21 protein-coding genes are annotated in these 26,012 nt (G+C 59.2%); 5 read left to right on the forward strand and 16 right to left on the reverse strand.

The annotated features are described in order from the left end of the window. Positions 1–49 precede the first annotated feature (49 nt). The 3 genes from miaB to efp all read right to left on the reverse strand — a co-directional run bounded on the left by miaB (position 50) and on the right by efp (position 2,610). The gene (gene miaB / locus L1A08_RS18610; protein WP_238758029.1) at positions 50–1,504 is read right to left on the reverse strand and encodes a tRNA (N6-isopentenyl adenosine(37)-C2)-methylthiotransferase MiaB; all 1,455 of its coding nucleotides are present in this window, start codon (positions 1,502–1,504) and stop codon (positions 50–52) included. Positions 1,505–1,745: 241 nt separating this feature from the next. Further along, positions 1,746–1,955: a hypothetical protein gene (locus tag L1A08_RS18615; protein WP_238758030.1), complete on the reverse strand. Its 210-nt coding sequence runs from the start codon at positions 1,953–1,955 to the stop codon at positions 1,746–1,748. 85 nt (positions 1,956–2,040) lie between these two features. Then, entirely contained in the window at positions 2,041–2,610 is a 570-nt protein-coding gene (gene efp / locus L1A08_RS18620) for an elongation factor P (RefSeq protein ID WP_238758031.1), read from the reverse strand. A gap of 272 nt (positions 2,611–2,882) precedes the next feature. Here efp and epmB point away from each other — a divergent pair, with 272 nt between their 5' ends. Beyond that, positions 2,883–3,944 carry an EF-P beta-lysylation protein EpmB gene (gene epmB, locus L1A08_RS18625; protein ID WP_238758032.1) on the forward strand — a complete coding sequence of 354 codons (1,062 nt, stop codon included), beginning with the start codon at positions 2,883–2,885 and terminating at the stop codon, positions 3,942–3,944. A gap of 69 nt (positions 3,945–4,013) precedes the next feature. Here the strand turns inward: epmB and L1A08_RS18630 are convergent, their stop codons facing one another. The 12 genes from L1A08_RS18630 to guaA all read right to left on the reverse strand — a co-directional run bounded on the left by L1A08_RS18630 (position 4,014) and on the right by guaA (position 21,211). Beyond that, on the reverse strand, positions 4,014–4,952 hold the full coding sequence (locus L1A08_RS18630; protein WP_238758033.1) for a hypothetical protein: 939 nt from the start codon (positions 4,950–4,952) through the stop codon (positions 4,014–4,016). 33 nt (positions 4,953–4,985) lie between these two features. After that, positions 4,986–7,025, reverse strand: coding sequence for a serine/threonine protein kinase (locus L1A08_RS18635; protein WP_238758034.1), 2,040 nt, complete (start codon positions 7,023–7,025; stop codon positions 4,986–4,988). Positions 7,026–7,197: 172 nt separating this feature from the next. Further along, complete coding sequence (locus L1A08_RS18640; RefSeq protein WP_238758035.1) at positions 7,198–7,884, reverse strand: hypothetical protein; 687 nt, start codon at positions 7,882–7,884, stop codon at positions 7,198–7,200. Between the two features lie 272 nt (positions 7,885–8,156). Then, a complete protein-coding gene (locus L1A08_RS18645; protein ID WP_238758036.1) occupies positions 8,157–8,951 on the reverse strand; it encodes a hypothetical protein in 795 nt (264 codons plus the stop codon). Positions 8,952–9,474: 523 nt separating this feature from the next. Beyond that, entirely contained in the window at positions 9,475–11,202 is a 1,728-nt protein-coding gene (locus L1A08_RS18650; RefSeq protein ID WP_238758037.1) for a peptidoglycan D,D-transpeptidase FtsI family protein, read from the reverse strand. Then, a complete protein-coding gene (locus L1A08_RS18655) occupies positions 11,192–11,395 on the reverse strand; it encodes a hypothetical protein (RefSeq protein ID WP_238758038.1) in 204 nt (67 codons plus the stop codon). The genes L1A08_RS18650 and L1A08_RS18655 overlap by 11 nt, the downstream gene beginning before the upstream one ends. 418 nt (positions 11,396–11,813) lie before the next feature. Beyond that, complete coding sequence (locus L1A08_RS18660; protein WP_238758039.1) at positions 11,814–13,481, reverse strand: LysM peptidoglycan-binding domain-containing protein; 1,668 nt, start codon at positions 13,479–13,481, stop codon at positions 11,814–11,816. A 174-nt stretch (positions 13,482–13,655) separates the two neighbouring features. Beyond that, positions 13,656–14,582 (reverse strand): 16S rRNA (cytosine(1402)-N(4))-methyltransferase RsmH, encoded by a 927-nt coding sequence (rsmH, locus tag L1A08_RS18665; protein ID WP_238758040.1) that lies wholly within the window; start codon positions 14,580–14,582, stop codon positions 13,656–13,658. A gap of 204 nt (positions 14,583–14,786) precedes the next feature. After that, the gene (locus tag L1A08_RS18670; RefSeq protein WP_238758041.1) at positions 14,787–17,051 is read right to left on the reverse strand and encodes a penicillin-binding transpeptidase domain-containing protein; all 2,265 of its coding nucleotides are present in this window, start codon (positions 17,049–17,051) and stop codon (positions 14,787–14,789) included. Positions 17,052–17,487: 436 nt separating this feature from the next. Next, positions 17,488–18,708 carry an argininosuccinate synthase gene (locus L1A08_RS18675; protein ID WP_238758042.1) on the reverse strand — a complete coding sequence of 407 codons (1,221 nt, stop codon included), beginning with the start codon at positions 18,706–18,708 and terminating at the stop codon, positions 17,488–17,490. Positions 18,709–18,830: 122 nt separating this feature from the next. Then, on the reverse strand, positions 18,831–19,589 hold the full coding sequence (locus tag L1A08_RS18680) for an ankyrin repeat domain-containing protein (protein ID WP_238758043.1): 759 nt from the start codon (positions 19,587–19,589) through the stop codon (positions 18,831–18,833). A gap of 26 nt (positions 19,590–19,615) precedes the next feature. Continuing rightward, positions 19,616–21,211, reverse strand: coding sequence for a glutamine-hydrolyzing GMP synthase (guaA, locus tag L1A08_RS18685; RefSeq protein ID WP_238758044.1), 1,596 nt, complete (start codon positions 21,209–21,211; stop codon positions 19,616–19,618). A 358-nt stretch (positions 21,212–21,569) separates the two neighbouring features. Here guaA and nrdR point away from each other — a divergent pair, with 358 nt between their 5' ends. The 3 genes from nrdR to L1A08_RS18700 all read left to right on the forward strand — a co-directional run bounded on the left by nrdR (position 21,570) and on the right by L1A08_RS18700 (position 23,369). Beyond that, on the forward strand, positions 21,570–22,031 hold the full coding sequence (nrdR, locus tag L1A08_RS18690; RefSeq protein WP_261362953.1) for a transcriptional regulator NrdR: 462 nt from the start codon (positions 21,570–21,572) through the stop codon (positions 22,029–22,031). 221 nt (positions 22,032–22,252) lie between these two features. Beyond that, entirely contained in the window at positions 22,253–23,140 is an 888-nt protein-coding gene (locus L1A08_RS18695) for a DUF6677 family protein (RefSeq protein ID WP_238758046.1), read from the forward strand. 46 nt (positions 23,141–23,186) lie between these two features. Further along, the gene (locus tag L1A08_RS18700) at positions 23,187–23,369 is read left to right on the forward strand and encodes a hypothetical protein (RefSeq protein ID WP_238758047.1); all 183 of its coding nucleotides are present in this window, start codon (positions 23,187–23,189) and stop codon (positions 23,367–23,369) included. Between the two features lie 76 nt (positions 23,370–23,445). On the opposite strand, the gene L1A08_RS18705 is transcribed toward L1A08_RS18700, so the two are convergent. Then, entirely contained in the window at positions 23,446–24,351 is a 906-nt protein-coding gene (locus tag L1A08_RS18705) for a peptidylprolyl isomerase (RefSeq protein WP_238758048.1), read from the reverse strand. Positions 24,352–24,545: 194 nt separating this feature from the next. Between L1A08_RS18705 and L1A08_RS18710 the strand changes: the two genes are divergently transcribed. Next, a complete protein-coding gene (locus tag L1A08_RS18710; RefSeq protein WP_238758049.1) occupies positions 24,546–25,514 on the forward strand; it encodes an endonuclease V in 969 nt (322 codons plus the stop codon). Positions 25,515–26,012: the final 498 nt, after the last annotated feature.

A 26,012-nucleotide genomic window follows, 5' to 3' on the forward strand; every position in this document is an offset into this window, starting at 1 on the left:
TCTCACGAAGGCCGGGTGACCCCGTCTCTCGATGAGTCCACCGCTGCGATTACTGCAGGATCGGGAGCATGTTGGAACCGTGCTGGTGCGTCTGCGTGACGATGTTGCCCATCAGCGTGGTCGGTGTGCAGTCCTGAACGGAGACATGAGCAATCGTCCCGATCAGACGGGGATTGCCGTTGAAGACCACGATGCGGTCGCAGCGACTGCGGCCGACGAGCTGATCCGGGCCGGCGTTCGACGGACGATTCTGCTCGGCTTTGACCGCGTTCTTGCTCGGTCCTTCCACCAGCACTTCGACAGTGCGACCGATGAAGTCGGCGTTGTCTTCGGCACTGATAGCGTTCTGCAGCGTCAGCATCTCGTTGTTACGAGCCTTCTTGACGTCATCCGGAATGTCATCCGGGTAGTTGTCGGCGGCTTTGGTGCCAGAGCGTTCCGAGTACTTGAAGATGAAGCTGTTCTTGAACCGGAACTCACGGACAACATCCATGCTCTTCTGGTGAGCCTCATCCGACTCGCCGCAGAAGCCGACGATAAAGTCGCTCGATACCGACACGCCGGGAATCGTTTCGCGAATCCGGTGCATCATGTCGCGATATTCGGCCACGGTGTAGCCGCGCTTCATCTTCTTGAGCATGTCGTCGCAACCGTGCTGGAGCGGCACGTGCAGGTAATGCGAAACCTTGGGCAGATCTCGAATCGCCTGCAGCAGATCGTCGGTCATGTCTTTCGGGTAGTTCGTAACGAACTTGATCCGCTGAATGCCTTCGATGTCGTGCAGTGACTCCAGCAGGTCGGACATGCGATACAGGCGCCCCTCTTCGGTGTGCTTGTAACTGTTGACGGTCTGGCCGAGCAGCGTGATTTCTTTCACGCCCTGAGCGGCCAGCGCTTCCGACTCGCGGCGGATATCGCTCGGCTGGCGGCTCTGTTCGGGCCCACGGGTTGTCGGCACCACGCAGTACGTGCAGAATTTGTCGCAGCCGAACATGATCCGGACGAACGCCTGATGCGGACTCGGTCGCATTTCCGGATCGCGAAGTGGATCGTAACTCTGAAAGCTGCTGGAAACTTCGAGCCGGGAGCCGTCTTTACGACCGAGGCTGACGGCCATCTGCCGCTTCTCGCCCTTTCGGGATTCATCGATGAGCCGGGGGATCTCGGCCAGCTGCCCGGTGCCGACGATCAGGTCGACATGCGGCGCGCGGCGGAAGATGATCTTCTGGTCCTTCTGAGCCATACAGCCCATGACTCCAATGACCAGATTCGGACGGGCATCTTTGCTGTACTTCAGACGACCGAGCTGGCTGTAGATCTTCTCCTCGGCATGCTCGCGAACGCTGCACGTGTTGAAGAGGATCGTGTCGGCTTCCTTCATGCTGGGAGTCAGCTCGTAGCCGTCCTGGCGCAGAGCCGCCACGACGAGTTCGCTGTCGAGAACGTTCATCTGACAGCCAACCGTTTCGATGAACAGCTTCTTATTATGGGCAGTTTCGTTCATCGTTCGTTCCTCGCTGCTTTCCAGCGTCAGTATGTCAGTTCCCTCGCCCTCTTGAGAGGATTAGGGCGAGGGGAATTCTGGGATCCATGCTTCGTGGGCCGTTATCTTTGAAGTCGGCATGAACGCCGCCGGTGGATCGCCCTCGCATCCGGCCCTGGGGCCTTCTGCCTCTGGCGAAGAATGTAAGCCGCGCCCCCAGAAGAGGGCGCAGGATTCACCTCCACGCAAGTCTTGTCACTTATCACCTTGGGCTGTCGGCCAACTGATTGGAGGCGGCGTCCAACTGCGCCTCCAGAGCGTCGACGGCTTTCTGGTCGGCCGCTTCCGCCTCGAGCCGGGCGAGTTCCTTCTTCAGCACGTATTTGTAGGCCCGTCTGTGCTGATCCATCAGGGTCAGCAACGAACGCAACGCCAGCACCGCGGCGATGCCGTACAGCAGAAACAGCCACATCCGTGCCTCCGTTTCCTGTCGCGTTCGAGTTCCCGTCCATCGGAACGACCGCCTGACTCCGCAGGCCGCCTCCTCCATCGACACGTCAGTTGTTGACGCGTTCGACGTAGCTTCCGTTTTCGACGTCGATCTTGACTCGGTTGCCCTGCTCAATGAACGCCGGCACCTGCACTTCAACGCCAGTTTCCACAGTCGCGCCCTTGGTCACGTTTGTGGCCGTGTTGCCGCGGGCAGCCGGTTCGGTGTAGGTGACTTCGAGAACCACGTTCTGCGGCGGGGTCATCGAGATCAGCTGATCGTTCCAGAACAGCAGGTCGACTTCGGTCCCTTCCATCAGGAACTTCATGTAATGATCGATCGTCTCCGCCGGCAGCGCGTACTGCTCGAAGGTATCGCTGTCGAGGAAATGATAGCTGTCGGCATCGCGATAGGAATACGATCCCTGACTGCGGCGAATGTCGGCGGCTTCGAGGCTGTCGCCGCTCTTGTAAGTGCGGTCGAGGATTCCTCCCTTGAGGAGGTTTCGCAGCTTCGTCTTATAAAGCGCCTGTCCTTTTCCCGGTTTCACGAAGTTGCATTCCACAATTTCGTACGGATCGTTTTCCACGATGACCTTCATGCCTTTTTTGAAATCGCTGGTATTGACGGACGGCATGGGTGTTACTTTCGCGCAAAATTAGGTAAGAGACTGCGATCGTTGTTCAGCGGAGAGTCCCGTCGACCTTCGTCCGGCCGGGAAGCGAACCCGGCGTCAGGGACAATTGAGTGCTTATCAGGCAGTCGCATGTACGCCACAAGACTGCTATCGTCGAGCTTACTCCTGCAGACCACTGCAGATCCACGGGGGGAATCTGTTCAGGCGACTGTTCCGGAAAAAACCACGTTCGCATGACTGATTTTTGCGGAATAATAAAAGACGGCACAAAGATGGACAAGACCGCCCTTAACGCCTTTTCTCAGGTTACGCAAACAATTTCCGCCGATTTGTCCCCTCCAAAATCGCTCTGGCAGAAGGAACTGGCAGCCGCCTGGCGGAGTCCCGCCGAACTGCTCGAACATCTCGATCTGATCGAGCTGCTCCCCTCGGTCCCTTCAGACGTTCAGGAATTTCCCCTGCTCGCTCCCCATTCCTTTGTGCGACGGATGCAGCCCGGAAATCCCGCAGACCCGCTGCTGCGGCAGATCCTGCCGGTCCAGTCCGAACTCCTCAATACAGAAGGGTTTGCAGCCGATCCCGTCCACGACCAGGACGCCTCGCCGTTGCCCGGAATGATCCACAAGTACGCCAATCGGGTCCTGCTGATCACCACGGGGACGTGTGCGGTTCACTGCCGCTATTGCTTTCGCCGCCACTTCCCCTACGAAGCGGCTCCCCGATCGCTCGAACAGTGGGACCGGGTACTCGAAGAACTGGCCGGAGATCGGGATGTCGACGAAGTCATCCTCAGCGGCGGCGATCCGCTCACGTGGACAGACAGTCGGCTGCAAAAACTGATCGCCCGTCTTGCTGAAATTCCCCAGCTGGAACGAATCCGCGTCCATTCCCGACTGCCGGTGGTGTTGCCGGAGCGCGTGACGGATGAATTGATCGCCGCGTTGACCTCGACCCGTCTGCAGCCGGTATTCGTCATCCACGCCAATCACGGTCAGGAAATCGCCGACGATGCCCGGAACCAGATTCAACGTCTGGCTCGCAGCGGGTTCCCAGTCCTCAATCAGGCGGTGCTGCTTCGTGGCGTGAACGACTCGGTCGACGCCCAGGCGGAACTCTGTCGCAGGCTGATCAACATCGGCGTGATCCCGTACTACGTGAATCAGCTCGACCGCGTCCAGGGGGCGGCTCACTTCGAGGTCCCGATTGAAGAAGGCCGCCGGATCCTCGGAGCCTTAAAAGACCTGCTTCCCGGTTATGCCGTACCACGATACGTCATCGATGTTCCGGGGCAGGGGAGCAAGACGGAAATCGTGTGTGATCTTCCCAGGGAGTAACGGCGCCCAGAGGTAGTCCGACCGAAAACCCGACAGACCGACCTCTTGCGACTTCGTCACTCCACCGGGTTATGCCGTGTGAGTGCCGCGGGTCCAGCGGCGAGTGCCGAAGCCGATGAGTCCGCTCACACAGGTCACCGCCAGCAGAGCGATTCCCGCCATGCGGATGCGAGTGTCGACCGTCTCATCGCGGATCTCGGGCAGCAGCTGAGCGAACTGTTCCGGGCTGAAGTCGACCAGCAGGTGCGTCCGGAACATGGCCGCTTCAATTTCCTGTGTCTTCAGTCGCAGATTGAACGTCTCCACGTGCTCGTCGAGGACGAACGATTCGAGCTGCTCAAGCGAGTAGACGTGACGGTCGGTGAGGTCGAATCCGGCGAAATCGCGGCGAATTCGCACCGCGACCGCGAGCCGCAGACGCCGTAACGCATCTTCGCGAGACTCTTCGACGGTCGTGTACCGTTCGCTGCTGATCACGTCCTGCGAATCATATTGAACCTGAAGAGGATTCTCGTTGACTCCATTCTCACGATCATGGGAAAACGGATCATCTTCCCGTAGCCATCGAGGGTAGCTCTCCAACGAGTGTTCCAGTTCGGCGAGATGTTCGTCGAGTTCCCGCAGTTGCTCTTCGAACTGTTCCCGATCTTCGCTATCGCTGTCGCGAATCTGTTCTTCCAGCGCGGCACGCTCCTGTCTGAGGTCCGCAAGGGTTTCCTCAGTTACCATATTCGACTGGAATTGATTCTTCATCGATTTGGGTGTCGCCGTGCGTGCTACTTGCGAGACATTCGGACTCTGATTCTGCTGGAGATACGTGACAGCTGGAGCGCCGAGCATGACTGCGATGAGCAGCAAGGGCAGAATCGTGATCGCAATTAATGACGAGACAGACCGCGAACCGTCGGGGCGACGGGACATCGCTGTGCGGATCAGCCAGATGATGAATCCGCATCCCAGCAGCACCGCGATCAGTGCGGACCAGCTTCCATCGACTTGAGCGTGCATAATGGAACTCCTCCGGGGAGTTTGATTGGAAGACTATCGAGCCAGATTGTGCCGGCGTTCCGGACGCTTGACCCAGGTGGATAACTGCAGGGCGGCGGTGATGGTCGCCGCCCAGGTCATGCCCCAGATGACGGGAAAAGTGAAGACCGTGCAGATGGCCCAGGCCATCCCGGCGGTCCAGAGAATTGATCCGATCTCGAACCAGTGATCCCGCCGCTCGCTTGTCACCCGCCACCACGAGCGGAGACTGAAGAGGAGGGCGAAGAACACTCCGTACCCGAGCATCGTCGGTCGCCAGACCTGCGAGCTGTGCCGGTCATCACGAGCTGGCGCAGCCATTGCAGATTCCGAACTGGTGAAGTCCGCAGGATGGGCGTGAGTCGATTCCGTCTCGGCGTAAGGCTGATTCACCAGCATCGTGCCATTTTCGGTGTAAACCGGTCCCAGGTCGTCGTTTCGATCGATCATCTCCGGGAGAGCCAGCATGTCGCGGCCCGGCGTGTAGTGTTCCGCCAGTTCCCGCTGTCCCAGACTGGAAACAATTCCGGTCCGGCCGTGATTGAAGATCGCCCGGGGGAAGTCAACCATGAAGAACTGCCCCATGCCACTGATGGCCAGTCCGGTCGCGAATCCCACCACGCCCAGCGAGAGCCGCAACGCGGAAGCATCCTGTGTCGGACGGGGACGCAACTGCATGAACACCAGCAGCACCCACGTTGCCAGACTGCTCGAGGCGACAAAGAAGGCGATGTGTCCCGGATCCAGCGAACCCGGTGACCAGTACGAGGCGAAGAAACTCTGTGAAAAGAACGCGACCGCTGCGGCCATCGCCCCGATGTAAAGCGGGGCCGCTGCTGCTCCAAGGAAGAGAGCCGAAGTCCGTTCGCCGAGGGACGGCGGTGCACTCCGGTTGACTGCCTTCTGCCGCGGCAGAGGCGAGGCTGGTGGCACTTTGGGAATCCCCGACCGTGGACGCCCCAGGGCATCTTCCGTCAACATCGCATAGCACTTCATCAGGAACCAGCGACCCACGAAAATCAGTCCGACCAGCACCCCCACCCCAAGCACATGACGCGGAGGCACGAATCGCAGCATCAGAACCAGTCCGAGGCCGATCATCCCCCGGAGCACCCAGTCCGCACGGTTGTCGGCAGCCAATGTCGACGTCCGGTCTGACTTCGCGCCCGAACCGCATGGGCCGAAGGGACCACAACTCTTCTTGCGTGTTCCGTCGACCGTTTTTGGATTCGCTGCATGCGGCTGCTCCGCGGTGACGGTTTCTCCCGAGACGGCGGCTGCGAATGCGTTCTCGAACTCGGAGATACTCTGATATCGAGCCGATTCTTCCTTGGCGAGCGCCTTGCCGATCACCGGTTGCAACGCCGGCGGAATCGGCTTCAGATCCGGATCAGCCGTGAGATGCTTCATCAGAATCTCGCCGGTCGATTCGCCATCGAACGGGATCTTCCCGGTCAGCATCTCATAAGCGATGACGCCCATCGCATAGATGTCGACGCCGGGGCCGTAACGGCCACGGGCCACTTCGGGAGCCATGTAGTAAACCGTGCCGACACTCTGGGTATGCGCACTCCGCTGCGAAGCACTGATGAACTTGGAGAGACCGACATCGCCGATCTTGATCTGGCCTTCTTCCGAAAAGATGTTGGCCGGCTTCAAATCGCGGTGGACGAGGCCCCGGTTGTGCAGAAAGCCAAGCCCTGCACAACACTGGTGGAGCAGTTCTCGCACCCGAGCGACGGGCATCCCCTGGGGATGTTCGCTGATGATCTGGGCGAGTGTTTTCCCGGCGACGTATTCCATCACAATCCAGTGGTCACCATCAGCGTCGGTTTTGACGTCGAAGATAGTGACCAGATTGGGATGACTCAGGTTGAGGCACTGAGAAACACCGCGCAGCTCGACTTCCATGTTGTCGTGCAGGAGTTTGATCGCGACATCTTTCCCGGCATCGGAGACGGCGTAGTAAACTTCGCCGAACCCGCCGCGATGAATGGCCCGCTTGATCGTCAGGCCTTCCAGAGGTCGATCGCCTGCTGAGTAGGAAAATTTCATGTGTCGTATCCCACGTCTGTTCCGATACGGAACGTTCGAAGTACGGAAGTGGAGGACACGTCAGTTCGTGCCGTGTTCCCGCGAAGTCTTCGGATATATGCCACTGGTTTTGCCAGTGCTCTTTGCCGCAGTTGTTGTCTCTTCGTTGCACTGGCGGAGCCAGTGGCACTCGTCAATGATCAGGAGTGTTCTTCCCGACGGGCTCCAGGTAGAGCCCGCAATCGTGTATCGAAAGGTACTGGTTGAACGGGACGGCGATATCAAAGGTCTCTGCTGGAACCTGCTGCGTCAGCGACAACGCCGACCGCAACCGGAACTCTCCTCCCTGAGCCGTCAGCACTGCCGAGTGTTCCCAGTGAGGACACTGAATATGAGCCCGCCGTCCAGGGCCGAGAATCAGCATGCTGTCCATGAGCACGATCCCCTCCACCCGCCTGACGAGCCGATTGACCGGCTCGATCTCCAGTACCGCACTCTGGCAGAGTGGCGAACTGCATCGCACCTGCAGCGAGACATCACTGTTCAGTCCCACTCGGCAATTGTTCGTCAGAGCCGCTTCGTGAATCAACAGTTGACCATGTTCTGTGTCGCCATTCGCTGAGCGTGTATTTTCCAGAGCCGGTGTCACGGCTGTTCGTTTGACAGCTCCGTTGACCGGGTGAATGGAATAACCGTGTTGGCTGCGTCGCAGCTCCGCGTGTTCGGCGGACAGCTGGCTGAAGACCGCGATGTGACCCGGCCGGTCTACGTGACGGGGGCCGCCGATCGTGATCGTGTCATTCAACAGCAGTCGAAAACTGCCAACGCGATCGATGCGAAGAATGACATCTTCTGCCAGGCTTGTTTTCTGCGACAGCATCAACGGTTCCTTACTGGTGATAACGGGTCAGAGCGTGAAAGGTTCACCAGATTTGTGGCGGCGGACTCATTTTCCGCCTCAGTTCATTCTCTTTGTTTCCAGGCCGAATTGCGAAGGGTTTCTCTAATTCCTTCACGTCCCCATCCACGCGAAACATGGTTCAGCACTCCGAGGTGGCCGTGATAGCTCTGCTTAAAGGCCGCCGAAAATCGCTCCTCCGCGCACCGAAAAAAGGTGAGCCGGAGCTCACCTTTTCCCGAGGGGACGTCTGGTTACAGTTTGCGATCGGCCAGATCGTCTTCAAAGTAAGTGTCGATCTCGGTGGTGATATCGACTTCCGGTTCCAGATCACTCTCGACCGGAATCAGTCCAGCCGAATCGGTTTCCGTTTCCAGCAGACGTTCCTTGATGTCGAGCTGTTTATTGAGCTCGGCAATTAGACCCTTGGCCTTCTGCAGACGGCTGTCGTCCAGCAGAGTCGACTCGCTGATCGACTCAGCAGCTTTGACCGAACGCATCCGGGCGTCGAGCTGCGCCAGTTGAGCTTCCAGGTCTTTCTTGGTCGAGATCAGGGTCGCCAGATGTTCTTCATTTGAGGCCAGAGACGACTGACGGGCGGTCAGGATTTCCTGCTCACGTGTCAGAGTTTCTTCAGCCATTTTGAAGCGACGGAAGCGGGTCGCCAGGTCCTTTTCCACCTGCTGCTGCGAGTACGACCGGCCGGCGATCACATACTGCGTGTCGCCCGTATCCAGATTCTCCCGCAAAGCCAGAATGGCGTCTTTCTGTTTCGTCAACTGATCCTGACGGCTGTTGACCGCCCGATGCAACGTCTCGACTTCCACCTGCTGCTCCGCGATGACGTGCATCGCCTGGCGGATTTCCGGAACCAGATCTTCCACGAGCTGTTGGGCCCGACGGACCTCGAACTCGATCGGCACCTGGCTCTTAACCGACTGCCGAATCTCCGATCCGGCTGTTTTCATGTAGGTCCAGGCTGCATTGCCGAACACAAACGTGCTGGCTCCCATAAGCAGCAGACCCCCAAAGATGGCTTTCTTAATCATTGAACTGTCTCCCCTCGAAAGATGGCTTTTCCATCGTTGAAAATTGCAACACTGACTCATCGCTCACTCCTTCAGTCGTGATTCCGGCAAATCTGCCGTGCGTCATCACCCAGCTATTCGCTGAAGGGGCGGAAATCTTGAACAGATTCTGGAAGATTTTTTGAAAGAAGGGCGCGAAATGGCCGTAAATGCTGTTCATGACAAGGCTTGGGCGAATCCGGGGGGTGGCCCCGAAAGATTCTTTCGGGGCGGCGCAGCCGTCGGAGTACGGGATTGGACCCGGGTTCTTGTAACGGACTTTCTTCGAGAGGTCGACGGAGCAGGGCTGAATGTTCCCCCTCGCCAAACGGCATCCTCCAACGGCTTCGCCGCCCAGATCGCACAGCTATCTTGGCCACCCGAGGACTTCGTCTGGACGGTTTCAAAAGGTTGGTACAGAGATTCATCTCTGTATTGCGCAGCAACAGGAGGCTTGTCTTCAGCGATGGTGTTCCCAAAGCGACCACAGCAGGCGCGGGACTTATTAGCGGAGCGAGCCGACGGGAGGGACCGGGCGGGTGGCGTGGCGGGTTCTCCAGGCTTGTTGCAGAATGCGGACGGCCGCCGGGGCGGCAACGTTGGAACCGTAGTGACTGGAGCCGACCGTCGGCTGGTCGACGGCGACGATCAGCACCAGTTCCGGATTGTTGCTCGGGATCCCGCAGACGAACGAGCAAACGGTCTTCTCATCGGAATAGGCTCGGATCTCCGGGTCGTAAACCTGCGAGGTGCCCGTCTTGCCGAACATGTCGAGCCCTTCGACGTTCACCCGCTGTCCGGTTCCTTCCGTCAGCACGCGGCGCATCGGATTGCGGATCAGCCAGTCGGACAGAATCGGATCAATCAGCGGCATCGCCAGTTGCGGAGCGCTCGTCACGGTGCGACCATCGCCTGCGCGGAGGACGATTCGCGGCTGGCGGAATTCACCCCGGTTCGCCAGCGTCGCATGAGCCACCAGCATCTGCAGTGGAGTGACCGAAAGTTCCTGGCCCATGGGAATGGATCCGGTTGAATACAGATCCCACCTGGAAAGGGGGCGTACGGAACCTTTGAGTTCGCCGGGGAGTCCGAGCCCGGTCTGCGAGCCGAAGCCAAACTGCTGCAGAGCCGAGAAGAGCCCCTCGTTCGTCAACCGCTCGCCGATCTGCGCCATGCCGATGTTACTGGAGTGGACCAGCACTTCGGCCAGCGACATCTCGCCGTGGGAATGGGAATCGTGCAGCAGCCGGGTTCCCATCCGATATTCGCCCCAGTGACCGTGAAAGCGGGATTCGGTCGAGATGGCATTCTGCTGCAGTGCCCAGGCGACGATGAGCGGCTTCATTGTCGAGCCCGGTTCATAGCTCCACGCGACGGCTCGATTCATCCAGGCGTCTTCCGCGAAGGTTTCGGGCTCAGCCGGGTTGTAAGTGGGCCGGGACGCGATGGCCAGAATATCGCCGGAGTGGGGATCACAAAGAATCGCACAACACCCGGTCGGCTCCCATTCCTGAATGACGCGATCGAGTTCGTCTTCCATCAGTCGCTGGTGCAGCAGATCGAGCGTAAGCCGAACGGTCACGCCGTGCTCGACGCGCCCATCGGACTGTTCATAAAGGTGAATCACACGATTGCGGGCATCGCGAACGAGGGTTCGCTTCCCGTCGCGTCCGCGGAGAAGATGGTCGAACTTCTGCTCGATACCGCCCCGTCCGACACCGTCGATGTTGCGAAAGCCGAGAATGTGACTGGCCAGCGCTCCGTTCGGATAGTACCGGCGATATTCCCGCTCGAAGCCGTATGTTTCCTGCGGCAGCTCCAGTTCACGAATGGCAGCAGCCGTGCTCGGCTCCAAGCGGCGGGCCAGCCAGTAGAAACCCTTGTCGCTGTGCGCTTCGAGCTCCTCTTCAAGCTGACCGGCATCGCGGTTCAAAATCGGAGCGATCGTCGCAGCGAACGCGGGCAGATCGTCGATCGCTCTGGGGACAGCGTAGAGACTTTCCGTATCGACACTTGTAGCCAGCAGTCGCCCGTTACGATCCAGGACATCCCCGGGGCGGGCCCGGATGGTTTCGACCGTCGTCTGCTGACGATGCACATGAGTCTGCATCCGCCGCGACTCAGCGACATACATACTGACGAGATGAACGCCCACACCGGCCCAGGCGAGCAGCATGCCACCAATCACGATCCGTAACCGCCGCCGTCTTAACAGGAGTTGATCAGCGGACATGCCGGTCGTCCTGCTGCTGCGTCAACTTTTGGAGTTCGAGTCGCAGGCGGGACTGTTCTTCGAGCAGGATCTGCTTTTGAAACATCTGCCGCACATGTACGGTCTGCAGCTCGCGATGTTCCCGTTCCAGCTCCACCACGCAGAGCATCATGGCGACCAGCAACGCCGTCAGAAACAGGAACCGTCCGATCATGACTGCCTTTCCCGTCCAATGCTCCCCAGAAACAGTGAGACCGCAGGTCACGCATCGCCTGACCGACCAGTGTCGCAGAGGTATCCGGCCGCCGAATGGACGTGGCTCGCCACAACATGGAATGCAGACATCGATGACGCCGGTATGTGTTGCACCCGCAAAGTGTCGGGTGCCATGCCCACGCTTGCGTGGGCATGGTGTCTTCGACGCGATTCCTCAATCCGACCGCCGAGTTGTCCTGGTCGCCCGGTGCGGAACCGGTGCGTCAAGTCGTACCCTGCTGACTGTCTGTGCGTGAATCGACGAGGATTGTCCGAAACACGCTGACGACAAGCCGCTTGTGGCTGCGCCACCCAGACTTAAACGTCTGGGGCATCCTTCGGTTTTACGCCTGTCCGACCGTAGTCACTCTTCTCTGTTATCGAATGACGGGCGGTTCGGGAGCGACCGAAACTGTACTCGCATCGGACGGCATCCGCAGGACGGTACCGACTTTGACGCGATCAGCGGTTTTAATGGCTTCGCGATTCAGGTTGTAGATCTCGACCCAGCGAGTCGAACGTCCAAGGTGCTTCTGAGCAATATCGCTAAGCGTGTCTTCCTCGCCGACGCGGTACATCGGAACTCCAGACTGTGTGTAGAACAGTCCGTCGCGAATTCCGTTCTCTTCATCCCGTTTCTTCTGGGAGCCGGGAATCAGCTTGGTGTAGAGCCGTTCCAGTTCCGTGGCTTCGGGGATGTAGATGATCATGCCGGGTCGCAACTTTTTGGGATCGCCGACGCGGTGCCGGTTGAATTCGGCCAGCGCCTGGAAGTAACGGATGGAGCCGTAATGCTTCTCAGAGATCGACCAGTACGTTTCATCCATCTGCACCTTGTAAACCGGAGTCGGTCCATTGATCGGCGGCAGATGAGGCGTGGGACACGACGGATCGTAAGGAGCGGGATTGGGATTCGGATTCGGCCGTGGTGGAGGATTGGTCGGATTGCGGGACGGCTTCTGCGCGAAGCCACCTTCCGGGTTCTCATCGAACGGGCTGAAGCCGCCACTCGGCTTGGCGGGTGCCTGGGTGGTCGTCGGCATGTTGAACTTCGGAGGGACCGACACGTTCGAACCGCCGCTCGGCTTCCCGTCCGCTTCATCAAATGGATTCTTTCCATTCGAAGGAGCGGGCACCTGGGCCGTCGGAAAGCCACCCTGCTTGGGGGATCCGGCGAAAGGATCCTTCGGGGGCGGATCCTGTTTCTCGGCATGCTTCACCGGAACGAGATTCGATCCTTCATTGAACGGGTTGAACGTCGCGGGCGGCTGTGGCTTTCGTGGATCGCCGGCTTCGTCGAACGGGTTCGTCTGAGCGGTTTGAACGGGAGCCTGCGGCGTCGTCTGAGACGGAGGAGCCGTCGGCATCGGGAAGTTGTCCATGTTGTCTTTGAACGGATTGCTGGTCACCTGCGGCTTGGGCTGCTGCGGTGGCTGCGGCGGTTCGGCCTGAGACGGAGGAGCCTGTTGCGGGAAGGCCCCTTTGGGGTTCTCATCGAACGGGCTCTTGGGAGCTTCGGTCACGCGAGTTTGCGAAGCCGGGAAGGCCTGCACGGTCTTCGTTTCGATTTCATCGAACGGATTGGCCTGCGGGAACGGGCTCTTTGACGGCGCCTGGCCATTCGGCTGCTGTGTCATCGACTGCGGCGGCGAGAACAGATCCGATGGAGTCTGCGAACTTCCGCCCGGAGAACCTGGTGGAAACGGATTCTGCCGCGGAGGCGGAGACTGCTGCGGCGGACGGGGTGCCGCTCCCGGCTTGCCTTCATCGAACGGATTGAACGACGCCGGCGGATTTCCCGGACCGCCGTTGCCTCCCCGAGGCGACTCGTGCTGAGCGGTCTGCACCGGAGCAGCATCGAACGGATTCCGCTGATCGACATGACCATTATGGCGATGTCCGCCGTGATCGTGTCCATCTCCGCTGCGTTCTTTGATCTCTGCCAGCACGGCTGTCTGATGAGAGACTTTCTGCCAGACCAGGAAGCCAAAGGCAGATCCCAGTAACAGCAGAAGACACAGGGTGAACTTTGTTTCCTTGGGCATAGGAACACTCCACGCTGACGCGTATACGATCAGGATCGCTGAGTAATAGTGGGGATCGGGTCGGCAGGATCGCCGTGGGATCGGATTGTGAGTCGCAAAGGACTGGAGGTCGGAAACACAACCCGGATGAAACTTGAGTCGAATTTCCGATTTCGGCGAAATATGACAGAAGTTTCAGTCGGCGCGAATACCGATTCTCAGCTTCGCCGATCGGCTGCGGGGGTTCATCTTACATTCCAGCGAAGATGGCCCGATCGGTTTGCGGCTCGCACTGCTCCAGAGGTCCCGATTCTGAAAGGCGTTTTTCGTGAGCCGGTCTTCCAGCGAATGGAAACTGATGACGGCCAGCAGACCGCCCGTCTTCAAACAGGCGGGAGCGACTTCGGTCAGAAACCGTTGCACATGCTCAAGTTCCGCGTTCACAGCGATTCGCAGCGCCTGAAACGTTCGCGTCGCCGGATGCGAATTGCCGAGCCGATGCCCCTGCTTCTGGTAAACCTCTTCAATCAGCTCCCGCAGCTGATCGGCCGTGCGCAGACTGCCGCGACGAGCCCGCGACGACATCTCTTCGGCCAGTTGTCCAGCTAGCGGCTCTTCCCCGTATTCACTGAGGACCGTTGTAATTTCTGCAATGGATGCGTCGGCCAGCCAGTCCGCCACCGGTTGCCCGGTCGTTTTATCGAATCGCATGTCGAGCAGCCCCTCGGTGCGGAACCCGAAGCCCCGTTCTTCTGACTCCAGCTGATCGGACGACAGCCCCAGGTCGACCAGAATCCGATCGACCAGCGGCAGCCCTTCGTCCTGCAGGACCGCTTCCAGCTCGGAATGAGGCGCGTGGCGGAGCAGGACGTCGTCGCCAATCTGATAGCGAGCGGACGGAGCGTGCGGTTCACCCGTGAGCGTTTCCGCCGCCCGCGCGAGCATCTCCTGATCACGATCGAGCCCAAGCAGTGTCCCCTCCGGCCGGATCTTCTCGACAATCTTCTGACTATGCCCCGCTGCCCCGACCGTGCCATCGACAACGATCAGACCGGGAGCGAGCTCGAGAGCCTGCAGCGTCTCTCGCAGCATGACAGGACGATGTCGGGTCGGTTTCGGCATGGATGTTCCATCGGTTGGCCCAGACGCGTGCGTCTGGGTGACGAAATCACAAGAGGTCGCTGACAGATGTTGGTGCCCAAAACCTGCTGGGTGCGTCTTGACGCACCAGAATGTGCGTTCGATCGATCAACGGGTCGATCCTGCGGATCGACGGTGCGTCGAGACGAACTCTACGGTTTCTGCGAGAATTCCCAATTCACGGTCTCACTCGCCGGCGGCGAGCGGGGCGTTGCCAGAGTCTAGCAGACCGAGGTCCAGGAGTCCCTCGACCATTTTGCGGGCCAGCGGGCCGGCGGTTTCTCCGCCTCCGCCGCCGTATTCGATCATCACGACAAATGCATAGCGTGGCTGGTCGGCGGGGGCATAACCGGCGAACCAGGCATGCGGCGGGCGATTCAGGCCGGTCTGAGCGGACCCCGTTTTTCCGGCGATCGACACACGCGAGGTGTGAACCGTGCGGTGTCCAGTGCCATTGGCTCCGGAGACGGTCTGTTCCAGGCCGGCTCGTATCACGTCGAGGGTTTCGGGATCGATATTCAAGTTCCGGGCTTTCACAGCTGGGACGATATCCTCAGAAACACCATCGGCTTCCGGCTCGCCCACGGCGATTCGACTAACAACCCGCGGGACGATCAGGTCTCCTCCATTCGCGACCGCAGCCGTCATCGCGAGCATTTGCAGTGGAGTCACGGTGAGATAACTCTGCCCGATCGCCAGGCCGAGTGTGTCGCCGGCGTACCACTCATATTTGCCGTCTGGCCCATTGTCTTTCGGCGTGGGGACGTGCCCCGACTGTTCAAACGGCAGATCAATTCCTGTCGGGCGACCGAAGCCGAGCCGATGGCTCCACGATTCCAGTTTCGCCGGGCCAAGACGACGGGCGGCATCAAAGAAGTAGACGTTGCAGGACGAAGAAAGAGCTTCGATCAGACCAATTTCGCCATGTCCGACCCCAGCCGACTGAAAGATCGCACAGCGATGGCTCTTCGGCGTATCGAGGAATCCACGGCAGTTGAAGAGCGTACGCGGAATGCCTTCCGATTCGCAGAGGGCAATGGCTGCGACCGGTTTGTAGGTGGAACCGGGAGCCAGCAGCACCTGCGTGATGCGGGACAGCAGCGGGCCTCGTTTGTCGTCGTTCATCTGCTTCCAGTAATCGGCACTTCCCTCGGCGAGTTGCACGAGATCGGGCCGAGGAGCGGAGGCTGCCGCGACGATCTCTCCGGAGAAGACGTTCATCACCAGAATGCAGCCGCCCTGAGGCTCCATGTCTTCCGGCTTCTCGTCCCCTTTCGGCAACGGCGGAATGAGCGACGGTTCCGGCGAGACGACCTCATCGAGTAACGATTCCGCCAGAGACTGCAGCTGACTGTGGAGTGAAAGGATGAGATGATTCCCGGACCGTCCGGTGCGAATCGGCTTCACGTCGAGGATGTCCCCCTGCCGCCCGATTCGCACTTCCTGAGCCCCGGGAAGTCCGCGCAGGGTTGAGTTGTAGCTCCGTTCGACGCCAAAGCGGCCCTGCCGGTCCCCAGCCGAATAAGCCAGCGGATCGATGTCGGGCAACTCGGCTTTGCGTTCTCGAATCTGATCCTCCCGCACGCTGCTCCGCAGGCCGATCACATGACTCGCCAGCGAGCCTCGGGGGTAAATGCGGGTCGTGCTGGGCGAGACCCGCACGCCGGGGAAATCGGTCGGATGAGCTTCAATCTCGGCGACAACGGCGGTCGGAACATCTTCAATCAGCGTGTGAAAGTCGAGCTCTTCCTTGATCACGATCGGATCCCGGTCCCGGGCGGGAGGCTCGGTCAGTTCCGATTTGACGAGTTCCCACAGCTGCGACCACGATCGCAGCGAACTGAGTTCGAAACGCTGCTGATGGTCCTGCTCTTCAGCGGCGAGCCGCTCCTGCTGCCGGCGATCGACCGCTTCGGCGATGCGTTCGACCCGCTCCTGAATCTCGGCTCGACGGGTTTCGAACTCTTCGGCGGTCAGGTTGCCTGTTTTTCTCAGCCGCCGCCAGAGTGCATCGCGGCTCTTCAGGGCCAGTTCTTTGGCTTCGTCGAGGGAGAGTTGATCGTCTTCGGCTCGTTTTCGTTGCTGTTTGCGAGCCTGTTCTTTCAGCCAGAGGGGATGGGGCGGCTCTTCGAGCCAGCGGTAATGCACGGCGACATTGAAATGCTGATGATCGTAGGCGAGCAGCTGGCCGTCGCTGGAATAGATGCGGCCATCGACAGCGGGAATCGGCTCGGTCTTGATGGTGACCGGGTGAGCGTTCGCGAGATAATCGGGCGGATGATTGATCTTGAGATCACCAAGCCGAACGGCGATGACTGCAACCACAACGACAGCGAGTCCGCCGAGCAGCCAGGTGCGAAGCTCGACTTGTTTGTCGAGACTCCACGCATCCTCGCGCCGCTCCGCAGCCGCGTCGATCACCTGCCATTGTGAATGAGGCTGATTCCGCATCCCTGCGTCGGACCTCTGTCCCCTGTGAGACTCGTTTGAATTTCACGACATCAGAACTCCCTCGCCCCCCCTGGGGGAGAGGGTTGAGATGAGGGGGAAATGCGGGCGACCTGCTCCGCAGGCCGTTGATTTCAGTTCGCGATGGAAAATCGCTCGTTGCTTCCCCCTCATCCGCCCTTCGGGCCTTCTGCCTCTGGCAGAGGAATCAGGCCGCTCCCCCTGAAGGGGACGAAGGAACACGATTCGGATGACCTGTACCGTTCGGACGCCCATTCTGGTGCGTCAAGACGCACCCTACGTGCTGGGCAGCCACGCTGATGACACACTGCTGGGCAAGCCAGCAGTGGCACCCTGTGAAACTGTCCCGGCCGGCTGGACACCGGCCTTCGGGGAGCAGTCTACTCGAACGGCGAATCCGGGTGAGCGCCAGTTTGGCTTACCACTGACGAGGGCGGACGGAGCCCTGCACGCGGAGCGGGAGTCCCATGATGCGGAGGAAGCCCTCGGCGTCGTCCTGGTTGTAGGATCCGCCGCCTTCCATGCTGGCGATCTCGTCGATGTACAGGCTGTTCTCGCTCGAACGACCGGCGATACGGCAGTTGCCCTTGTAGAAGGCGACCTTCACTTCTCCGGTCACCGGCTTCTGGGTTTCCTTGATGAAGGCCATCAGGGCGTCCATCTTGGCACAGTACCACATCCCGTTGTAAACCATCTCGGCCACTTCCGGGGAAATGCGATCGCGGAGATGAGTCAGATCGCGGTCGAGGGTCATCTGCTCCATCGCCAGATGGGCGGCGTAGAGAGCCGTCATGCCCGGAGCTTCGTACACGCCGCGGCTCTTCATGCCGACGTAGCGGTTCTCGATGATATCGATCCGTCCGACGCCATTGCGGCCGGCGATCTCGTTCAGCTCGGTAACCATCTCCAGGCCCGACTTCTTCTGACCGTTCAGCGAGACAGGCACGCCCGACTCGAAGCCGATGGTCACGAATTCTTCTTTGTCCGGAGCATCCTGCGGCGAGACCGTCATCCCGAAATCGATCACCTGAACGCCATCGACATTCGGGTCTTCCAGACTGCCGGCTTCGTAGCTGATGTGCAGGCAGTTTTCATCGGAGCTGTACGGCTTCGAAGCGGTCGCTTTCACAGGGATGTTCTTTTCTTCGCAGTAGGCGAGCATCTCGGTGCGGCCCGGGAAGAGGTCGCGGAATTCCTTCATCCGCCAGGGAGCGATGGTCTTCACGGTCGGATCAAGAGCTTCGGCGGCCAGCTGGAAGCGGCACTGGTCGTTCCCTTTACCGGTCGCTCCGTGCACGAACGCCACGGCTCCGACTTCGCGGGCCCGCTGCAGGCAGGCCTTGGAGATGAGCGGCCGGGCGATCGACGTGCCGAGCAGATAAATGCCTTCGTATTTGGCCTGCCACTGCAGGACCGGGAAGGCGAAGTCGTTGCAGAGTTCTTCGCGGACATCGGCGATCTCAGCCGAGGCGGCTCCGATGTCGATGGCCTTTTTCATGATGGCCTGACGGTCTTCGCACGGCTGCCCGAGGTCGACATACAGGCAGTGGACTTCGTAGCCCTTGTCCTGCAACCAGCCGACCAGCACAGAAGTATCGAGTCCGCCACTATACGCCAGAATGACCTTATCTTTGCTCACGATCGAACCTCTTTGACTCTAAAAACGATTGGGCTGGACTGATTGAATGACAATGGTTTTGAGGTAAAGTTACCCGCTGGATTTCGGTTTGTCGAAGATGCCGGGCCGGTTTCGAACAGGCTCTACTTTTCTTTCCGATACTTCGTGAACAACTCGGGGCGTCTTACGGAATCGGCACCGTGCTTTTCAAAGATTTTCTGCATGGCTTCCGGGTTCGGCACCAAATTGAGCTGGTCGATGGCTCGGAAGCCGGCGTCGTTCCGTTGTTCGGGATCGGCACCGGCCTGCAATAGCACGTCCGCCAACTGAGGATTTCTCCTGGCCACGGCGTATTGTAAGGGAGTCATCCCTCTTGAGTCAGCGATGTTGACGTCGGCACCGGCACTAATCAATTCCTGCGCTACGGAGACAGAAAACGAATGTGATGTTCCGGCCAGTCGCAACAACGGTGTTTCGATTTCCGAAGTCACGACGTTGGGATCAGCTCCGGCCTCCAACAGCAGGATTGTCATCCTGACCTGCTTGGCATCATTCAACGTGAACGTGGCCCGATGAAGCACCGTCGGATTGATCCTGTCCTTATGACATTTGACGTCTGGATCTGCGCCGAGCTTCAACAGGGTTTCAACGGACTCAATTTTCTTGAAGGTCGCCGCGAGGTGGAGGGCCGTGTAGCCCTCCTTATTCAACGCGTTGATATCCGCCCCCAGTTTGAGAATTTCGGGAATGAGTTCCGGATGGTGGATTGCAGCCTGATGGAGGCCCAGCGAGCGGAGATAGTCCTGATACTGCCGGACGCGATAAAAATGGACGTTGACGGCAATCACGATGATCACACCCACGGCTGCCAGAGCATACAGAGACCGTTCCAGCTTCTTCATGGTGTTACCCCGACTGTGTTTACCCCTTACTCCCACTCAATCGTGCTGGGCGGTTTCGAGCTGATGTCGTAAACGACCCGGTTCACGCCGCGAACGCTGTTGGTGATTCGCGTCGAAATCTTGCCGAGCAGATCGTGTGGCAACTGCGACCAGTCGGCTGTCATGAAGTCGTCGGTGCTGACCGCTCGCACGGCGAGCACGTATTCATAAGTACGACCATCGCCCATCACGCCGACGGTCTGAATCGGCAGGAGCACCGCGAAGGCCTGCTGGACTTTGCGATACCAGCCGGCGTTCTGCAGTTCTTCGAGCACGATGGCATCGGCTTCGCGGAGAATCTTCAGGCGATCTTCCGTGATCTCGCCGAGGCAGCGAACGGCCAGACCCGGACCTGGGAACGGATGTCGCCAGATCAATTTTTCCGGGAGGCCGAGTTCGAGACCCATTTTGCGGACTTCGTCTTTGAACAGATCCCGCAGCGGCTCGATCAGTTCGAAGCCCAGTTCTTCGGGCAGTCCACCGACGTTGTGGTGGGACTTGATGGTCTCAGCCGGGCCGTCGGCATTCGCTCCCGATTCGATCACATCCGGATACAGCGTTCCCTGAGCCAGGAAGCGGGCATCTTCAATCGACTCGGCTTCGCTGCGGAAGACATCGATGAAGACCTTGCCGATGATCTTGCGCTTCTGCTGGGGATCGGTGACGCCGGCCAGTTCTCCGAGGAACCGCTGGCGGGCATCGACGACGTGCAGATCGGTTTTGAAGTGTTCCTGAAACTGCGACCGGACCGCTTCGGCTTCCCCTTTTCGCAGCATTCCGTTGTCGACGAAAATGCAGGACAGCTGAGAACCGAGAGCTCGATACAGCAGAGCCGCCACGACGGACGAATCGACCCCGCCCGAAAGCCCACAAATGACGCGGGACTTGCCGACCCGTTCACGGATCGAATCAATCTCGCGATCGATCAGCGAAGAGATCCGCCAGGTGCCGTGACAGCCGCAAACACGACGGACGAAGTTCGACAGCAACTGACCGCCGAAATCGGTGTGGGTCACTTCAGGATGGAACTGCAGGCCGAAGATCGGTCGACTGCGATGCTTGACCGCCGCGTACGGGCAGGATGACGTCGCCGCGAGCGAGATAAACTGTGAATCCAGATTGTCGACCTGATCCCCGTGGCTCATCCAGACGGTGAGCTCTTCAGGAAGTTTGGCGAAGAACTCGTTCGGCTCGTGCACACGACAGGTCGTGCGACCGAACTCCCGCGAATTGCCGGGAATCACATCGCTCCCCAGGTATCGGCAAAGCACCTGCATGCCATAGCAGATGCCGAGCATGGGAATGTCGAGATCGAAGATCGCCGGGTCGGGTTGCGGAGCGCCGTCGCCATACACACTGGCGGGCCCCCCGGAGAAGATGATCCCTTTCGGATTCAGTTCTTTCACTCGCTCAGCGGAAAGATCGTGGCGGACGATCTGGCAGAACACGTTCTGCTCGCGAACGCGACGGGCAATCAGTTGAGCTGTCTGCGATCCAAAATCGAAGACGAGAACGACTTCTTCATCCACGGGAACAGTATCGAGTTCGACGTGATCGCCGGGCTGAGTCTCCGTACCTGTCATTAAATATGCTCAATCAAGCTGAAAAACGTGGGCTTCAGGTCGTTTCCATCAAAAGGCAAGCGGCCTTTCGACATGAGCGGGAGCGGCGGCTTACTGCCTGCAACGGCCCCCGAGACACTGACGCGTATTTGCGGGAAAACGACAAGCGGTCCTGCTTGCCTGTACAATCTACAGTTTCCAGGATCGGCCCACCCTCAGCGCAGACGGAGCAAACCGAATCCGATATGCTATCGCGGCGACTTCGATCCTTCAATTGAGCGTGCCGCCCCCGCTGGAAAACAGAGCGGACTCACCCGAGACACAACGCCTCTTTGCAGCATAAAGCCAGCCGCCGCGACGACTTAAGCCGACATCAATAATGATTTGCCCGTACTGCCGACATGACGAAACCAAGGTGATCGACTCCCGCACGAGTGCCGAGTTCGCCATTCGTCGACGTCGCGAGTGCCTGGCCTGCAACCGACGCTTCACCACCTACGAGAAGATCGAAGAGTTGCCGATCAAGGTCATCAAGAAGGATGGCTCCCGGGTTCCGTTCAATCGCGAGAAGATTCGCGAAGGTCTCGAGAAGGCCTGCTATAAGCGCCCGGTCAGCGAAAGCGACATCGAAAACCTCATCAGCCAGGTCGAAGCCGAGGTCTATGAAACCTTCGATCGTGAGGTCCCTTCGCAAATGATCGGCGAACAGGTCATCGAGCGCCTGCGAAAGCTCGATCAGGTTGCCTTCGTCCGCTTCGCTTCAGTCTACCGCGAGTTCAAGGACGTCAACGACTTCGTCGAAGAGCTCGGCTCCATGCTCAAGCAGCGCAGCAGTCACTGACCGAGTATTCCCGCCAGCGTCGCCCGATTGGTCAGTTTTCACCAACGTGAGACTCGGGCCGGACGTAAGTCTGTTGCCGTCAGTTCTTGTTAAGATCTCTGTATCAATCAACTGCTGGACTGCTTACAATCCACGCCTGTCCGGGCCTGCGGTCGAGCCGCATCTGGACTGATTCTGCGTCTCCTCATGAAACTTCGCCCTCAGGCTATCAGTCTCGTTTTATGCCCGCTCAGAAACCTTTTCATCCTGAAGAACTCGATCTGCGCACACCCTGGCTGGCGGCTCTCCTGTCGTGGCTGATCCCGGGGGCAGGCCAGTTTTACCAGAAACGCTACGTGAAAGCGGGCATCTTCAGTGTCTGTATTCTGGGCACGTTTCTGTACGGCGTCGCACTCGGCGAGGGTCGCCCCGTTTACTCGTCTTACTACGAGAATCGCGATGGCCAAATCTTTCGCAAACGGAACTACGGCTACCTGTCCCAGATTCTCCTGGGGCTTCCAGCCATGCCCGCTGTCATTCAATCGCGGCGGCTGGAATCGTCCGTAATGAGTGGCTCTCTGCTCGACGTCCCGCTTGAAACCGAGTTCGAAGGCCGAGTCCTGCCCGATCGCGACGCTGATGACGATGTCGCCCCCATGGGCGTTCGCGGAACTATTCGCCTGCAGATGGAACCCGGCCCGCTGGGCCCTGAGGTCCGCGGCCATCTCGTCGGCCAGGTGGTCGAAACCGGCGAAGAAATCGACGTCACGCTGGCCGAGTATCAGGCCGCCAACGCACCGCCGGTCGGCCCACCCATCGCGGCTGATCCCGAGCGATTTGTCTTTATGCAGGTCGACGACATCAACGCGGCTCCTGAAAACCTCGGCCGGCATCTTCGCGGAACCGTGTCCCGTTCGTTTATCAACTGGTACCAGGTCCCGTTGCAGGATCAGGAGCTTCAGGATTTGAACTCCCGCCTCGGCAAACGCTGGGAACTGGCGATGGTCTTCACCTGGATCGCCGGACTGCTCAATATTCTCTGCATCTGGGATGCCTACGAAGGCCCTGCCTACGGCATTCGCCCGCGGCCGCCGGAAGAGAAGCCGACTCCGCCCAAACCGGTTACGTAGGATCTTTCCCAGTCGCTTTCAGAGCGGCTTCGCACGAGGCTTTACAATGAATATCCCCGTTCTGCTTTACATGTTGCCAATGACCGCCGTGATTTCCCTGGTCTACAGCGCCAGCCGGTTTGAAGACACGCAGGCGATTATCGCCAAGTCGATTCGCCTGTTCGCTCAGATCTCAGTCTTCCTCCTCGGCATCCTGCTGCTGCTGTATCTGCTGACCGTCAAGCTCTGAACCGCGACCGCAAATGGAAAACGCCCGACCTGTTCAATTCAGGCCGGGCGTTTTTTTGTGAGGTCAACCGCAGTACTTACTGGATCGGCTCGATTGTCTCAGGCGGAACTTCCGACGTTCCGGTCGGAGTCGGCTCAGACGTTGTCGCCGGTGCGGGCGTACTCGTTGTCGCCGGAGTTGGCGTTGCTGTTGTCGCCGGGGCGGGTGTTGACGTCGTTGCCGGCGACGGGGTCGGCGTGCTCGTCGTTTCCGGAGCAGGCGTCGAAGTCATCTCGGGCTCATCGGCTGCCTCCGCGCTGTCCGCGGGAGTGTCAGAAATGATGGTCGCCTTCTTGATGTAATCGAGCCGCGGGAAGTTCTCGTTCAGATACTCATTTCCGCGAGCCACAATCTGCCCCTGATCAGGACTCTCGCCGTATTCGGCATTGAGATCCTTCACCACGTCCATCCCTTCAATGACTTGCCCGAAGGGAGCGAAGCCCTGGTCGTTCAGGAACGAGTTGTGGCCGAAGTTAATAAAGACCTGCGTCGTCCGGGTGTTCGGCCCACGCATGGCAAACGTGATCATGCCCGGCTCGTTCGATTTCACCGGGGGATCATCCGGAATGTTGGCGTTCTGCCATTTCTTCGCCACGGCGGGATCGCCACTGATACCCCACTGAACCATGAAACCCGGCACATTGCGGAAGAAGCGGGTCTCGTCGTAGAAGCCCGACTTCACCAGTTCCTTGAATCGAGCCGCTCCATTCGGGGCCCATTCCGGGTGAACTTCGACCACGAAGTTACCCTTCGAGGTCTCGAACTTCACCTGATAGGTGCCGGTCGTCGCGACCGGTTCATCACTTTCAATGGTCGTGGTCGTCGTTTCGGGATCCGCCGGAATCGTGGGACTGGGAGCCGGGGACTCGTCAGGCTTGAATCGGCAGCCGGCGGACAATACCGCCAATGAGAAGAGAAACAGGGTCAAAGATGAGCGTCGCATGCACGTCCTTCCATTCTGTGTCGTAGAAAACCTGATACGATAACCAAGTGGCCGAAACCGCAAATGCTTTGAGGCGACTGCGGTTACGATCGACCCAGACGCGGATTCCACCGGCGATTGTAGTCGCTCCCCCAGTCCCGAAAAGGGAACCGATTCAAATCGATAATTCCCTGGCCAAACTCCTCGAACATGTGATGCGGTTTCTCCCCGACCTGCATCAGGAGCTGACCGACCTGCTTCAACAGGTCCCGTCCGGCCGCGTGACCACTTTCGGGCGGCTCGCCCTGGCGCTGGGCGATCGCCACGCCGCCCGCTGGATTGCGACCGTGCTGCGGCACGATGTACGCTTCGACGCATCACCCTGGCATCGCGTGGTCCGGCTCGACGGTTCCCTCCCCGGCACATCCCGGCCCCATTCCCCCTCGCAACTCGACCTCCTGCTTCAGGAAGACGTCCGCCTGAAGAACGGTCGCGTCGATTCCTCCGTGGAATTCTTCGAAGCCTTTCAATCAACCCGGCCCCTCCAGCGGCTTCACGAACAACAGAACCAACAGGCCGGGCAAGTCTCCCTCAAGGATCAACTGCCGCCCGATCCGACCATGGCCGGGATTGACGTCGCTTATCCGAACCCCGGCCGGGCCCGAGCGGCCTATGTCGAATGGGATCCACTCACAAAGACGACAATCTTCGAGCGGATCGTCGATTCTGGAGTCCGTTTCCCCTATATCACCGGATTTCTTTCCTACCGCGAGATCCCGGCTTATCTGCATCTGCTCACCGACGTCTCCGCCGAACGGCCCCTGGCCGATGTTCTTCTTGTCGACGGTTCGGGCATTCTGCATCCGCGCGGCATCGGAATCGCGAGCCACCTCGGCGTCCTTCTGCAGCGACCGACCGTCGGTGTCAGCAAAAAACTGCTTCACGGAAGCCTGCCGAAAACCGACGACGGGCAGCAGCTCATCGAAATCGCCACGGAATCGGGAGAAATTCGGGGAGCGGCGGTTAAAGTCGGGCCGGATCACAAGCCGATCTATGTGTCTCCGGGACATGGCTGCTCAGTCGGGATGGCCATCGCCCTGGTGCAGCGGAGTTTCGCGACTCATCGACTGCCGGAACCGGTTCACCTCGCCGATCGGCTCAGCAAGAGCCAGTCAAAACGGTGAAACGACCGGCACAGCTTGCCCGCATTCTCGTTGAGAAGGGTTGCTGAAGGAAATCGAAAAGAATTGCGAACAACTCAGTTGACGTCGTGGAGCGGGAGGTTATTATTCCCTTCCGCGACACACGGATGCAACGGGTCGACGTGACCTGAGGCATTCGTTCTTTTTTTCGCCCCGCACTTTCTTCCTTCAGAGAGTTTTTCTCCTTGACGAATGAAAGTCGCTTGCGAAAATAAATCTTGGCAGTAAACTGCCGAGCCCGCGATTCGGAATCTTCTGAAACGCGGCGCGGAGAACAGGCCTGTTGAGGTCAGTTCACGGTGATGGTTGGCAGCACCACAAAGTCTGCGCCGAAGAGCCTGTTGAGGCCTTCGTATGATATTTGGCAATTTGGTTGGTGATTTGAGTTCAGCAATAAGTATGTGACGGCTGACCGATTTCTTCTTCGGAAGAAATCAAATCAAACCAGTCGGCATCTTCGGATGTTGGCTTTCCATCTTC

The sequence above is a fragment of the Rubinisphaera margarita genome (assembly GCF_022267515.1).
Classification (GTDB): Bacteria; Planctomycetota; Planctomycetia; order Planctomycetales; family Planctomycetaceae; genus Rubinisphaera; species Rubinisphaera margarita.

Coding starts and splice junctions, on each gene's coding strand:
- L1A08_RS18635 (WP_238758034.1), bottom strand. CDS start 7,025: ATGAAATTTTCCTACTCAGCAGGCGATCGACCTCTGGAAGGCCTGACG.
- L1A08_RS18710 (WP_238758049.1), top strand. CDS start 24,546: ATGCGGTTTCTCCCCGACCTGCATCAGGAGCTGACCGACCTGCTTCAA.
- L1A08_RS18670 (WP_238758041.1), bottom strand. CDS start 17,051: ATGCGGAATCAGCCTCATTCACAATGGCAGGTGATCGACGCGGCTGCG.
- L1A08_RS18660 (WP_238758039.1), bottom strand. CDS start 13,481: ATGCCCAAGGAAACAAAGTTCACCCTGTGTCTTCTGCTGTTACTGGGA.
- L1A08_RS18630 (WP_238758033.1), bottom strand. CDS start 4,952: ATGCACGCTCAAGTCGATGGAAGCTGGTCCGCACTGATCGCGGTGCTG.
- L1A08_RS18700 (WP_238758047.1), top strand. CDS start 23,187: ATGAATATCCCCGTTCTGCTTTACATGTTGCCAATGACCGCCGTGATT.
- L1A08_RS18705 (WP_238758048.1), bottom strand. CDS start 24,351: ATGCGACGCTCATCTTTGACCCTGTTTCTCTTCTCATTGGCGGTATTG.
- efp (WP_238758031.1), bottom strand. CDS start 2,610: ATGCCGTCCGTCAATACCAGCGATTTCAAAAAAGGCATGAAGGTCATC.
- L1A08_RS18680 (WP_238758043.1), bottom strand. CDS start 19,589: ATGAAGAAGCTGGAACGGTCTCTGTATGCTCTGGCAGCCGTGGGTGTG.
- epmB (WP_238758032.1), top strand. CDS start 2,883: ATGGACAAGACCGCCCTTAACGCCTTTTCTCAGGTTACGCAAACAATT.
- rsmH (WP_238758040.1), bottom strand. CDS start 14,582: ATGCCGAAACCGACCCGACATCGTCCTGTCATGCTGCGAGAGACGCTG.
- guaA (WP_238758044.1), bottom strand. CDS start 21,211: ATGACAGGTACGGAGACTCAGCCCGGCGATCACGTCGAACTCGATACT.
- L1A08_RS18695 (WP_238758046.1), top strand. CDS start 22,253: ATGCCCGCTCAGAAACCTTTTCATCCTGAAGAACTCGATCTGCGCACA.
- L1A08_RS18655 (WP_238758038.1), bottom strand. CDS start 11,395: ATGATCGGACGGTTCCTGTTTCTGACGGCGTTGCTGGTCGCCATGATG.
- L1A08_RS18640 (WP_238758035.1), bottom strand. CDS start 7,884: ATGCTGTCGCAGAAAACAAGCCTGGCAGAAGATGTCATTCTTCGCATC.
- L1A08_RS18650 (WP_238758037.1), bottom strand. CDS start 11,202: ATGTCCGCTGATCAACTCCTGTTAAGACGGCGGCGGTTACGGATCGTG.
- miaB (WP_238758029.1), bottom strand. CDS start 1,504: ATGAACGAAACTGCCCATAATAAGAAGCTGTTCATCGAAACGGTTGGC.
- nrdR (WP_261362953.1), top strand. CDS start 21,570: ATGATTTGCCCGTACTGCCGACATGACGAAACCAAGGTGATCGACTCC.
- L1A08_RS18645 (WP_238758036.1), bottom strand. CDS start 8,951: ATGATTAAGAAAGCCATCTTTGGGGGTCTGCTGCTTATGGGAGCCAGC.
- L1A08_RS18615 (WP_238758030.1), bottom strand. CDS start 1,955: ATGTGGCTGTTTCTGCTGTACGGCATCGCCGCGGTGCTGGCGTTGCGT.